The sequence below is a fragment of the Streptomyces wuyuanensis genome, from assembly GCF_900103455.1.
Taxonomy (GTDB): domain Bacteria; phylum Actinomycetota; class Actinomycetes; order Streptomycetales; family Streptomycetaceae; genus Streptomyces; species Streptomyces wuyuanensis.
The window spans coordinates 49,958-61,738 of the sequence record NZ_FNHI01000004.1 but is presented as its reverse complement, the minus strand read 5'-3'; the positions used below and the strand labels follow the sequence as shown (position 1 = coordinate 61,738).

Below are 11,781 nucleotides of genomic sequence, written 5' to 3'. Positions count from 1 at the left end.
ATAGTGGGGTGCGTTGCTCACTGTGCGGCTCCAGGGGTTCCGGCGGCGGGCGCACCGGGGAAGTCGGGTGCGCCCGGCGGGATGAACGGCAGGCCCGAGGGCGCGCCGCCCTCGATGAGACGGAGGAGGGCGTCCGTGTCCGCGTGCTCCTCGATCAGGTCGCCGAGGCGGTCGAGCTGGGCCTCGCGCAGTGCGGCGAAGGAGGTGTCAGGGGCGGGGACGAAGCGGCGGCCCGACGCCGCGGCGACGGCCCGCAGGAACGCCCGGCGGAACGCGTCGCTCTCCAGGGACCCGTGCCAGTGGGTGCCCCACACCTCACCGACCCGGCAGCCGTCGAGGAACGGCTCGCCGCCGAGCACCTCGGCCACGCCGTGGTGGATCTCGTAGCCGTCGACCGGCTGCCCCAGTGCTTCACCGGACGGGCGGGCGAGCGTCTTCTCCGCGGCGAACCGCACCCGGACCGGGAGCAGTCCGAGGCCCGGGACGGCTCCGGCCCGCGACTCGACCTCGTCGTCGATGTGCTCGCCGAGCACCTGGAAGCCGCCGCAGATGCCGAGCACGGGCCGGCCCTCCGCCGCGCGCCGGGCGAGCGCATCGGCGAGACCCCGCTCGCGCAGCCACTCCAGGGCGCGCACGGTGCCGCGCGTACCGGGCACGATCACCAGGTCGGCGTCGGCCAGTTCCTCCGGGCGGTCGACGAAGCGCACGATCACGCCCGGTTCGGCCGCCAGCGCGTCCACGTCGGTGAAGTTGGACATCAGCGGCACGGCGCACACGGCCACGCGCAGCACGTCCTCGCCGACCGGCGGCGCCACCACCGACTCGCGCACGGCGCCGCGCAGCGACACCCGCAGTCCGTCCTCCTCGTCGATGCCGAGCCCGTGCGCGTACGGCAGTACGCCGAACGTCCGCCGCCCGGTGAGCCCGTGCAGCATCTCCAGACCCGGCTCCAGCAGCGAGACGTCGCCGCGGAACTTGTTGACGAGGTAGCCCGCGATCAGCTCCTGGTCCTCCGGGGCGAGCAGCGCCGTCGTGCCGAAGAACTGGGCGAACACCCCGCCCCGGTCGATGTCGCCCACGACCAGCACGGGGAGGCGCGCGGCTCGGGCGATGCCCATGTTCACGATGTCCGTGCGCCGCAGATTGATCTCGGCGGGACTGCCGGCGCCCTCGCAGATCACCGCGTCGTACGAGCCGCGGAGCTCCTCCAGGCAGGCCATCACCGGCTCGAACAGCGTCTTCTGGCGCCCCCCGTGGTAGCCGCGCGCGCTGAGTTCGCCCACCGGCCTGCCCATCAGCACGACCTGACTGGAGCGGTCGCTGCCGGGCTTCAGCAGGACGGGGTTCATCAGCGCCGTGGGCTCGACCCGCGCGGCCTGCGCCTGCATCGCCTGGGCCCGGCCGATCTCGGCGCCCTCGCGGGTGACGAAGGAGTTGAGGGACATGTTCTGCCCCTTGAAGGGCGCGACCTTCACTCCCCGGCGCACCAGCCAGCGGCAGATCCCCGCCGTGACGACGCTCTTGCCGGCGTCCGAGGTGGTGCCGGCGACCAGCAGTCCGCCCCCGCTCATGCGCGCCTCCGCCGCAGGGCCCCGGCCGCGAGACGGCCGCCCGCGCACACCGCGAGCGCCAGCACTCCCACGCGATGCGAGAGCCGTACCGCCCGTTCGATGTCCGCGACCCGGACGGCCCGCCCGGTGTCGCCGTTGAGCACGGGCCGGTGCTCGACCCGTCCGCCGTACGAGAGCGTCCCGCCGAGCCGTACGCCGAGGGCTCCGGCGAACGCGGCCTCCACGGGCCCGGCGTTGGGACTCGGATGCTTCGCGGCATCCCGGCGCCAGGCGCGGGCCGCGCCGCGCGGGTCGCCGCCCGAGGCGGTCGCCAGCAGCGCCGTGAGCCGGGCACCGGGCCAGCCCGCGATGTCGTCGAGCCGGGCCGAGGCCCAGCCGTAGCGGCGGTGCCGGAGGGACTTGTGGCCCACCATCGCGTCCAGGGTGTTGACCGCGCGGAAGCCGACGAGTCCGGGCACTCCGCCGACCGCGCCCCAGACCAGCGCGCCCACGACGGCGTCCGAGGTGTTCTCGGCGACGGACTCGACGACGGCGCGGGCGATGCCGGGACCGTCCAGCGCCTGCGGGTCGCGCCCGCACAGATGCGGCAGCCGCTCCCTGGCGACCTCGATGTCCCCGGCCGCCAGGGCCCCGCCGATCGCCCGGGCCTCCCGGCCGAGCGACGTACCACCGACGACGGCCCAGGTGGCGGCGGCGGTCAGGGCGACGGCGGCGGCGCGCGACCGGCGTGTGCAGGCGGCGGCCAGCGCGCCCGCGGCGACCGCGCCGCCGGTGCACACCGCGGTGTGCAGGGCGCCCCAGCCGCGGTGGTCGCGCCAGAGTCTCCGCTCGACCGCGGCGGCGGCCCGGCCGAAGGCGGCGACCGGGTGCCCGCGGCGTGGATCGCCGAGGAGCAGGTCGCCGGCCAGTCCGGCCGCGGCGCCGTACGCGAACGTGATGTCCGGGCGCAGCACGCCCGGCCCCCCCGGTTCGGCAGGCATGTTCGTCCTCACTCAGGGTCCGCGCCCTGGCTCGACGTGACCGGCGGGAGAGAGTTCCTGGCTCCGGGGCGCTCCGTGAGGGGGAGCGCGTCCGTGACAGTGGCGGGACCGCGCCGGATTCGCACCGGCTTCCTCTTCTGCCGCCGTAAATGGCTCCGGAAGTCCACCACGGGCCCCGAACGCCCGTCAACTCGCCCTTGACCTGCGACGGGACAGTGTGCGGAGGCCCACATGGGCGCGTCCGGGGCCGTGCACGACAGGGGCCGGACCCACCCGGAGGTGGGCCCGGCCCCTGTGCGAGGAGGTGCCGTACGAGGCTGTGCCGTACGGGCACGTGCCGTGCTGCCGTCAGACCACGATCAGATAGATCCCGAAGGCCACCGCGGCGGCGCAGAGCGCGAAGCAGGCGTACGCACCCGTGCGGGCGAGGCCGGCGGAGCCTCCCTGCGCGGCCGCGGCCTCCTGCTTGGAGAGGCCCGCGACGCCCAGGGTGAACAGGCCCACCAGGGCGACGGTCACGACGAGGCTCACGCCGAAGACGGAGCCCAGAGCTGCCCAGTCGATCTTCATTCTGTTCTTTCCTTACACCGTGGCGGCGGGCGCCGGAGTGGACTCGGGGGCCGGGGCCGGGACGGTGGCCTTCAGCGCCTCGGACTCGGCCACCACGTTCTCGGCGACCCCGATCGGGGGCGGGGAGACGGCCGCGATGGCGGTGGTGACGACGCCCGCGGGCTCGATCTCGTCATCCGTGACGTTGGTGTGGTCGACCGGCTTGCGGCGGGAGATCACCCAGATGGCTCCGGAGCCCGCGACGAGCAGCACGGCCACGGCGGCGATGCCCCAGGGGCCCTGCTTGGTCAGGAACTCCGCGGCCGCGGCGACCAGGCCGGCGGCGGGCAGGGTCAGGCCCCAGGCGACGAACATCCGGGTCGCGGTGGACCAGCGGACCACACCGCCCTTGCGGCCGAGACCCGCGCCCATGACGGCACCCGAGCAGGACTGGGTGGTGGAGAGCGAGAAGCCGAGGTTGGAGGAGGCCAGGATGACCGTCGCGGCGCTGGTCTGGGCGGCGAAGCCCTGCTGCGGCTGGAGGTCGGTCAGGCCCTTGCCCATCGTGCGGATGATGCGCCAGCCGCCCAGGTAGGTGCCGAGCGCGATCGCGACACCGGCGGAGACGATGACCCACATCGGGGGGTTCGAGCCGGGTGCCAGGACGCCACCGGTGACGAGCGCCAGGGTGATGACACCCATGGTCTTCTGCGCGTCGTTGGTGCCGTGGGCGAGGGACACCAGGCCGGCGGAGGCGATCTGGCCGGCGCGGTAGCCCTTGGACGTGGCCTTGTTCTCGGCCGTGCCACCGATCCGGTACGTCAGCCTGGTGGCGACCAGTGCGGCGAGGCCGGCGACGACCGGAGCAGCGACGGCCGGGATCAGGACCTTGGTGACGATCGTGCCGCCGTCGACGGCCGAGAAGCCGGCGGACATCACGGCGGCGCCGATGAGGCCGCCGAAGAGGGCGTGGGAGGAGCTGGACGGCAGGCCCAGCAGCCAGGTCAGCAGGTTCCAGAGGATCGCGCCGACGAGCGCGGCGAAGATCACTTCTGTGCGGATGCCCTCTTCGTTGATGATGCCGCCCGAGATCGTCTTGGCGACCTCGACGGAGAGGAACGCGCCGACCAGGTTCAGCACGGCGGACATCGCCACTGCTGCCTTCGGTCTCATCGCACCCGTCGAGATGGTCGTCGCCATGGCGTTGGCGGTGTCGTGGAAGCCGTTCGTGAAATCGAACACGAGTGCTGTCACGACGACAATCGCGAGCAGCAGGGTGATGTGCTCCATTTACCGGGTACCCAGGCAATCGTTCGGATGTCAGTGGCTCGGGTGAACGTAGGGTTTCTGAGTGAACGGAAGGTGAACTGGGGCGGGCTTTGCAGTGTCCCCAAGTGGGGTGCGATCCCTCCGTTTATGTCTTCGGCGACGCACCGGCAACCCTTGGAGCTGGTCCTGACCGTTCAGAATCGGCCAAAACTCGGGCCTCTACCGGTCTCGGGTGGTCGTGCAGTGGCCGCTGCGTGATCAATTTCCGTCGTCTGGGTGAACATCAGAAGAGATTCTGGTCACTCGGGACTTTCCGCCACCGGACCCGCCCGGCCGGGTCCGGTCACCGCGCCGCGGGGCCCCGGCATCCGCCCCCGCCGCCCGTCCCACCGCCTCCGGCTGACACGATCGCCCGCATGACGGAAACGGAACAGGAAGCGATATCCCGGGCCTGGTCGGACCTCGTGGCCACCGCCCGCAGAACCGTCACGGACGGCCTCGTCGTCGGGACCTCGGGCAACGTCTCCGTACGCGTGCGCGGCGGCGCAGGCGACCTCGTGCTGGTCACGCCCAGCGGGGTGCACTACGACCGGCTCACCGCCGCGGACGCCGTCGGCGTCCGCCTCGACGGCCGGCAGGTCCTCGGCGAGCTCACGCCGACCAGCGAGCTCCCGATGCACCTCGCGATCCACCGCACCACCGACGCGGTGGCCGTCGTCCACACCCACGCCGTGCACGCCACCGCCGTCTCCACGCTCGTCGACGAACTGCCGCTGATCCACTACATGGCGGCGGCCCTCGGCGGCCCCGTCCGCGTCGCCCCCTACGCCCTGTACGGGACCGACGAGCTGGCCGCGAACATGCTCCGGGCCCTGGAGGACCGGACCGGCTGCCTGCTGCGCAACCACGGAGCGGTCACCTACGGAACCTCGCTCGACCAGGCCTTCGACCGCACCGCCCAGCTCGAGTGGATGTGCCGCCTCTGGCTCGCCGCCGGCTCGGTCCCCGGGCGCGCACCCACCCTGCTCTCCGAGCCGCAGCTCGACGAGGTCGCCGAGAAGCTCCGCGGCTACGGCCAGTCCCGCTGACGTCACCCCCGCCGCCCGGTCCACTGGCACCCCGGCACGGACCTCACCACACTGGAACGGTGCGCCCGGCAACAGCGACGGCAGCGGCCGTCACCACTCTGATCGGTCTCGGCGCGGCCGCGTTCGCGGCCGGCCGGTACGCCAGCGACGCCGCGCTGAGAGCTCCCACCGGACGGCCCCTGCCGGGTGAGGGGCGGCTCACCGTCCACGGCACCGGGCCCGGCCGGATCACCCTCACCCGCAGCCTCGTCTCCCTGCGCCCCGGCACGTACGGGCTCTGCGGACACGAGGTGCACGCCGTCGCCGGCCCCGTGCTGGACCAGGTGCCGCACGCGGCGGACAGCGTGGTGCGCCGGCTGGAGCGGGTCGAGCTCGGCAGCCTCGACACCGGCACCAAGCTGCGATTCACCCCGCAGCTGCACGTGGGCGACCCGGGCAGTGCACTCGGCATCGACTACGAGGACGTGGACATCCCCGGCGAACTCGGGACCCTCCCCGGCTGGTTCGTCTCCGGCCCCCGCTCCACCTGGGTCATCGTGGTGCACGGCCTGGGCACCACGCGCGAACTCACCATGAACCTCATGCCGTTCCTCACCGATCAGCGCCTCCCGGTGCTGGCGCCCGCCTACCGCGGCGACCCCGGCGCGCCCGCGTCCCCCGACGGCCTCGGCCACCTCGGCGACTCCGAGTGGCGCGACCTCGACGCCGCCGTGCGCTTCGCGGTCCGCGGCGGCGCCGACCGCGTGATCCTGCACGGCTGGTCCACGGGCGCGTCCATGGCCCTGCACGCCGCCGCCAACTCCGCACTGCGCGAGAGGGTCGCCGGCCTCGTACTGGACTCCCCGGTCCTCGACTGGGAGACCACCCTGCGCTCCCTCGCCGCCGCCCGCCGGATGCCGACACCCCTGCTGCCGCTCGCCGTACGCGCCGCACAGGGGCGTACCGGACTCCACGGCGACCGGCTGAGGGCGGCCGCCGACCCGGACGCCCTGCGCGTGCCCACCTTGATCTTCCACGGCCCGGACGACACCATCTCGCCCTGGGGCCCGTCCCGGGAACTGGCGGCCCGGCGGCCCGATCTGGTCAGCCTGCAGACCGTGCCGCACGCCCCGCACGCGGCCATGTGGAACGCCGACCCGGCCCGCTACGAGGAAGCCCTCCGGCGCTTCCTCACACCACTGCTCTGAGGGCTGTCCCCGCGGGGTCGGCGCCCCGCGTCCGCCCCGCGGCGCCGTCCGCCCGGAGGCCGCGGGGCGGGAGTTCCAGGCGACGGCCGGCAGCCCGGCGGCCCGGTCCGAGCACCGGCAAGGGCCCCGCGCCGACCGCTCGGCACCGGTTCCCCCATTCCGATTGGGCTTTCGGGCCGACAGCGGGGAGACTGCTCCCCGTGACGTCCCGTAACCTGCGCGACTCCAGGCTCCGACTTGTCCGCCCACGGCCCACCGCCACGGCCCGCCGCGCCGTGACGAACCGGCGCACGCGCCCCGCTCCGCGCCCGCCCGAGGGCACACCGCCGACCGCGGAGCTGGCCGGCCAGGCACGCGAGGTACTCGCCGACGCGGTGCGCATCGCCCGCTGGGCGGCCGCCCACCACGCGGAGGGCAGCGCGGCCGAGCGGGAACGGGCCGCCGAGGACCTGCGGCTGACACCGGGACAGGTCCACGCGGGCTGGGACCGCGCCCGGCTCGCCGGGCTCGTGGAACTGCATGCGGGCACGGCGCGTCCCGGCTGGCGGCTGAACGCCTGGGACCGCGACGACAGCGCCGTCCTGCGCGGCTGGGTCGCGCTGTTCGACGCATGGCCCCTCGTGCACCCCGCCCCCGCGGACGTGGTGCCCGCCGCGGTCGCCGAGGCCGTGGAGGCCGTCCCGCAGGTGCTCTCCCTCCTCCAGCTCTCCGCCGGGCCGGTGCTCCTGCCCGTGCTGCTGGACCTGCTCCAGCAGCGGGTGGCGGAACTGCGCGAGGAGCGCTGCGAGGTGCCCTACGGGCCCGAGCCCGACCCCGCCGCCCCCGCCGGCCCGCCGGAGACCGTTCTCCCCGCGCTGCTCGACTGGGCCATGGAGGGCCTTGCGGCCGTCGGCGCGCTGACCCTCGGCGAGGGCCACGCCACCCTCACCCCGCTCGGCAACTGGGCCGTGTGGGTCAAGCTCGAGCAGATCTGCGTCGCCGCGCAGAGCCCCGCGGGCCACATCGAGCAGTCCGCCGAGGAGATGCTGAGGGGCTGCGCCCGGCTCAGCCCGGGCCCCGCCCGCGCCGAGTACCGGGCCTGGCTCGCGGCCCGTTCCGTCTCCAGCGCGGTCACCGAACTCGTCGCCGCCGCCCGGGGCGAGGACGCCCTGCTGCGCGGACTGGCCTTCGAAGCCCTCCGCGTCGTCGGAGCCGCCGCCGAGGCAGATGTCCGTGCGGCGGCGGAGGAGCCCTCGCTGCGCCCGTACGCCCTGCTGTGGCTGGCCGAGTACGAAGGAGCCGACCCCGAGGACACCGCCGAGGTACTCACCCGGGAGGAGGCGACCTGGCTCTGGGTGGACACCGCAGCCGCCGTCGCGGACCACGGCGAGAGCGCCCTGCTGGTGCGCCATCTGGACTCGGCGGTGCAGGGCACCGTCCCCGCCCTGCTCGACGAGGTCAGGGCCGTGGGCCATCCGCGCACCGTGCAGGTCCTGGTCGCCCTCGCGGCCGCGCACCCCGACCCGGCCCTGGCGAAGGCCGTCCGGCGGGCGGCCTTCCAGGTGCACACCGGAGGCGCGTGACCGCGGTCGCCCGAGCCGCCGTGCGGGGAGGGGGACGCGGCCGCGGCGGCCCTCAGGACTCCCCGGCCCCGGGCCGGTACGTGCCGAAGCTCCAGACGTTCCCCTCCAGATCGCGGGCCATGTAGTCGCGGGCGCCGTACTCCTGGTCGGTGGGCGGCATCAGGATCTCCACCCCGTGCTCCACCGCCCGGTCGTGGTGCGCGTCCGCGTCGTCCACGTGGACGAAGACCCCGGCCGGGCCCGAGGACGCCATGACTCTGTCGAACTCGCTGCCCGTGCCCTTGCTGCCCAGCATCACCACCCCGTTCCCGTAGGCCAGCTCGGCATGCGCCACCGCGCCGTCCTCGCCCTCGTACACCGCGCTCCGGGTGAAGCCGAAGGCCTCGGTGAGCTGCTTGATGGCGGCCCTTGCGTCCCGGTAGAGCAGCGTGGGGCAGATGCTCGGTGCCTCCGCCACGCCGACCACCCCCTCTCCTCTTCACCGCTTCTCGGCGGTCTTCTCATGGACGGTGGGATGTGACCCGCGTCTCAGTCTGGCAGGGGGCACCGACATCGCCCGGCAGCCGCCGGGACGTTCAGCGGAAGGTGTTGCACCGGGCCATGTCACCGGTGCGGTAGCCCTGGTAGAACCACTGCTGGCGCTGGGCGGCCGAGCCGTGCGTCCAGGTCTCCGGGGTGACCCGGCCCTGGATCCGCTCCTGGATCCGGTCGTCGCCCACCGCGGCGGCCGCGTCGAGCCCGTCGCGGATGTCCTCGTCCGTGAGCCGGGTCAGCAGCGGCCGTCCGGTCCTGTCGTCCGGCGTGGCCGTCGCGTGCCGCGCCCACACCCCGGCGTAGCAGTCCGCCTGCAGTTCCACGCGCACCGCGTTGCTGCCCTCGCCCTGCCGCTGGTCCTGGGCACGGGCGAGGGTGCCCATCTGGTTCTGGATGTGGTGGCCGTACTCGTGCGCCACGACGTACGCCTGGGCGAACGGGCCGCCGGTCGCCCCGAACCGGTTGCGCAGCTCGTCGAAGAAGCCGAGGTCCAGATAGACCTTCCGGTCGGCCGGGCAGTAGAAGGGCCCCACCGCGGAGGTCGCCGTCCCGCACGCCGTGGCGACCCGGCCGGTGAAGAGCACGGTCGAGGCGTCCGTGTAGCGGCCGCCGCGCCTCGTGTACTCGGCCCGCCAGAAGTCCTGCAGGCTGTTGACCACGGCGACGATCCGGCAGTCCTCGCGGGTGTTCGCGTCGGAGCCCTTGCGGCAGGTCTGCGCCACCTGGGCGGCGGACTCGGACGTCTGCTCGGGGGCGGTGCCGTCCTCCGTGAGCCCGAGCTGCTCGGGGCCGACACCGAAGAACAGGCCCAGGATCAGGGCCAGAAGACCGGCGATGCCGCCGCCGACGGTCGCTCTCCCGCCGGGGACGCGGCTGCGGCGCACATCCTGGACCTCCGAGGTGTCCAGGTCGGCGTCGTCGTCGAACTGCATGACCCGAGTATCGATCAGTACGGTGCCCCCCGCCCGTTTTGATCGCCTGTGCCGGGACCCCCGGCCGCCGTGCCCCGGCACCTGCCCGCGTCCCCCGTTGGGCCCCGCGCCCCTGCCGGACGCCGGCACGCTGCCCCCGGCGGTTCCGTCGCCGCCCGGCCGACCGCCGGCTCCGCGCCCTGGCCGCCCGAACTCCCGCCCGCAGTGCGCCCGGGCACCTCCGCGCCGTGGCGGGCGCCACAGAAATCCGGTTGCCGGGGCCCGGTAGACTGGCCGTATGGCAATTCTCCTCATGGATTAGACGGCGTCGAAGCCTCCGCACGCCCCGTCGTCCTTCCGTCGTCCATCCGTCCTGGAGTCTTTCCGTGATCACCGCTTCCGGCATCGAGTTGCGTGCCGGCGCCCGCGTCCTCATCGAGTCCGCCACCTTCCGCATCGCCAAGGGCGACCGGATCGGCCTGGTCGGCCGCAACGGAGCGGGCAAGACGACCCTCACCAAGTGTCTCGCCGGCGAGGGCATCCCCGCCGCCGGCCAGGTCGCCCGTTCCGGCCCGGTCGGCTATCTGCCGCAGGACCCGCGCACCGGCGACCTGGACGTGTTCGCCCGCGACCGCATCCTCTCCGCGCGCGGCCTCGACGTCCTGATCCGCAAGATGCGCGAGAACGAGCACCGCATCGCCACCGGCCAGGGCGCCACCCGCGAGAAGGCGCTCAGGCAGTACGAGCGCCAGGAGACCGAGTTCCTGACGAAGGGCGGGTACGCCGCCGAGTCCGAGGCCGCCACGATCGCCGCCGCGCTCAACCTGCCCGACCGGGTCCTCGGCCAGCCGCTGCACACGCTCTCCGGTGGCCAGCGCCGCCGCGTCGAGCTCGCCCGGATCCTGTTCTCGGACGCCGACACGCTCCTGCTCGACGAGCCCACGAACCACCTCGACGCCGACTCGATCGTCTGGCTGCGCGAGTACCTGAAGACCTACCGTGGCGGTTTCGTCGTCATCTCCCACGACGTCGACCTCGTGGAGACCGTCGTCAACAAGGTCTTCTACCTGGACGCCAACCGGTCCACGATCGACGTCTACAACATGGGCTGGAAGCTCTACCAGCAGCAGCGCGAGGCGGACGAGAAGCGCCGCAAGCGCGAGCGCCAGAACGCGGAGAAGAAGGCCGCCGCGCTCAACGCCCAGGCCGACAAGATGCGCGCCAAGGCCACCAAGACCGTCGCCGCGCAGAACATGGCCCGCCGAGCCGAGCGGCTGCTGGCGGGCCTGGAGGACGTGCGCCTCTCCGACAAGGTCGCGAAGCTGCGCTTCCCCGAGCCGGCGCCCTGCGGAAAGACCCCGCTGACGGCCGAGGGGCTGTCCAAGTCCTACGGCTCGCTCGAGATCTTCACCGATGTCGACCTGGCCATCGACAAGGGCTCCCGCGTGGTCGTGCTCGGCCTCAACGGCGCCGGCAAGACCACCCTGCTGCGGCTCCTCGGCGGGGTGGAGAGGCCCGACACCGGCGAGGTCCTGGAAGGCCACGGGCTGAAGCTGGGCTACTACGCCCAGGAGCACGAGACGCTCGACCCGGACCGCACGGTCCTGGAGAACATGCGCTCCGCCGCGCCCGATCTCGACCTCGTCGAGGTCCGCAAGGTGCTGGGGTCGTTCCTGTTCTCCGGCGACGACGTCGACAAGCCGGCCGGCGTGCTCTCCGGCGGGGAGAAGACCCGGCTGGCACTGGCCACGCTGGTCGTCTCCTCGGCGAACGTCCTGCTGCTCGACGAGCCGACGAACAACCTCGACCCGGCCAGCCGCGAGGAGATCCTCGGCGCCCTGCGCACCTACAAGGGCGCCGTCGTCCTGGTGACCCACGACGAGGGCGCGGTCGAGGCCCTGCAGCCGGAGCGGATCATTCTGCTGCCGGACGGGGTCGAGGACCTGTGGGGCGCGGACTACGCGGATCTCGTCTCCCTGGCCTGAGGGCTGCGCGGCGGGATCGGCGGCCGGACGGCTCCAGAGGCGGCTCGGCGACCGGCCGGGCTGCTTCCCGCGCCTGCCGAGTGCCCCCGTCCGGGAAGATCGATCCGGACTGATCCACTCCGTATGGATCATTCGGCTCACGCGT

General features: G+C 73.7%; 10 protein-coding genes and 1 riboswitch. Of the genes, 4 read left to right on the top strand and 6 right to left on the bottom strand.

The features are described 5' to 3' along the window. Nucleotides 1–17: 17 nt before the first annotated feature. From BLT82_RS07545 to BLT82_RS07530, 4 genes are all read right to left on the bottom strand, one after another. A complete protein-coding gene (locus BLT82_RS07545; protein WP_093653079.1) occupies nt 18–1,571 on the bottom strand; it encodes a cobyric acid synthase in 1,554 nt (517 codons plus the stop codon). Next, on the bottom strand, nt 1,568–2,551 hold the full coding sequence (locus tag BLT82_RS07540; RefSeq protein WP_093653078.1) for a cobalamin biosynthesis protein: 984 nt from the start codon (nt 2,549–2,551) through the stop codon (nt 1,568–1,570). Before BLT82_RS07540 ends, BLT82_RS07545 begins: the two co-directional genes overlap by 4 nt. A 31-nt stretch (nt 2,552–2,582) precedes the next feature. Continuing rightward, nucleotides 2,583–2,734, bottom strand: a riboswitch (cobalamin riboswitch). A gap of 165 nt (nt 2,735–2,899) precedes the next feature. Continuing rightward, complete coding sequence (locus BLT82_RS07535) at nt 2,900–3,121, bottom strand: hypothetical protein (protein WP_093653077.1); 222 nt, start codon at nt 3,119–3,121, stop codon at nt 2,900–2,902. 12 nt (nt 3,122–3,133) lie between these two features. Next, nucleotides 3,134–4,390, bottom strand: a complete 1,257-nt coding sequence (locus BLT82_RS07530) for an inorganic phosphate transporter (RefSeq protein WP_093653076.1) — start codon at nt 4,388–4,390, stop codon at nt 3,134–3,136. A gap of 395 nt (nt 4,391–4,785) precedes the next feature. On the opposite strand from BLT82_RS07530, the gene BLT82_RS07525 reads away from it, so the two are divergent. From BLT82_RS07525 to BLT82_RS07515, 3 genes are all read left to right on the top strand, one after another. Beyond that, a complete protein-coding gene (locus tag BLT82_RS07525) occupies nt 4,786–5,457 on the top strand; it encodes a class II aldolase/adducin family protein (RefSeq protein WP_093653075.1) in 672 nt (223 codons plus the stop codon). A gap of 59 nt (nt 5,458–5,516) precedes the next feature. Continuing rightward, nucleotides 5,517–6,644 (top strand): alpha/beta hydrolase, encoded by a 1,128-nt coding sequence (locus tag BLT82_RS07520; protein WP_093653074.1) that lies wholly within the window; start codon nt 5,517–5,519, stop codon nt 6,642–6,644. Between the two features lie 200 nt (nt 6,645–6,844). Continuing rightward, the gene (locus tag BLT82_RS07515; protein WP_167745982.1) at nt 6,845–8,206 is read left to right on the top strand and encodes a hypothetical protein; all 1,362 of its coding nucleotides are present in this window, start codon (nt 6,845–6,847) and stop codon (nt 8,204–8,206) included. 52 nt (nt 8,207–8,258) lie between these two features. On the opposite strand, the gene BLT82_RS07510 is transcribed toward BLT82_RS07515, so the two are convergent. Together BLT82_RS07510 and ypfJ are read right to left on the bottom strand one after the other, a co-directional pair. Continuing rightward, the gene (locus BLT82_RS07510; RefSeq protein ID WP_404203270.1) at nt 8,259–8,663 is read right to left on the bottom strand and encodes a VOC family protein; all 405 of its coding nucleotides are present in this window, start codon (nt 8,661–8,663) and stop codon (nt 8,259–8,261) included. Between the two features lie 118 nt (nt 8,664–8,781). Further along, entirely contained in the window at nt 8,782–9,672 is an 891-nt protein-coding gene (gene ypfJ, locus BLT82_RS07505) for a KPN_02809 family neutral zinc metallopeptidase (RefSeq protein ID WP_093653072.1), read from the bottom strand. 365 nt (nt 9,673–10,037) lie between these two features. Between ypfJ and BLT82_RS07500 the strand changes: the two genes are divergently transcribed. Next, entirely contained in the window at nt 10,038–11,636 is a 1,599-nt protein-coding gene (locus BLT82_RS07500; RefSeq protein ID WP_093653071.1) for an ABC-F family ATP-binding cassette domain-containing protein, read from the top strand. The last annotated feature ends 145 nt before the right edge of the window (nt 11,637–11,781 follow it).